1 protein-coding gene is annotated in these 409 nt (G+C 62.6%); it reads right to left on the reverse strand.

All coding sequences use genetic code 11. From position 1 onward, the window contains the following. Window positions 1-409, reverse strand: a 409-nt coding sequence (locus ACW5W8_RS23895) for a phage head morphogenesis protein (RefSeq protein ID WP_498630897.1), incomplete at both ends; no start/stop codon positions are given.

The raw sequence follows: 409 nt of genomic DNA on the forward strand, positions 1-409 counted from the left end.
CCGGTGGCCTTGTCCACCCACTCATATTCGCCATCGTCCGGGGCCTTGCCGACCACCAAGCCGCGCCGCTTGAGGTCGGCCTCGGAGAGCAAGAACTTCTTGCACTTGCAGCCATAGCCGTTGCTGGGGCTGTGCGTCTCCCACCAGGGGTGATCAACCGGCAGCACTAGGTTGTTCCACTTGAGGTGCAACTCCCTGGGGTGCTCGGAGTCCCCATGACGATAGAGCGCATAGGGGCGTTTGTGCTTGATGCGCTGGATCTGCGCCTCACGCCCTGCGTTATAGCTCTGGCGCAGGTTGGTCTCGAAGATGACGCGGGAACGCCAGGACGCGGGCCCGGTATGCTCCCAACCGTGGCGGGCCACAATCTCCTTGAACGCCTTCTGAAAGGCCCCGATGGATTGCCCTT

It is taken from the genome of Aeromonas aquatilis (assembly GCF_054052405.1).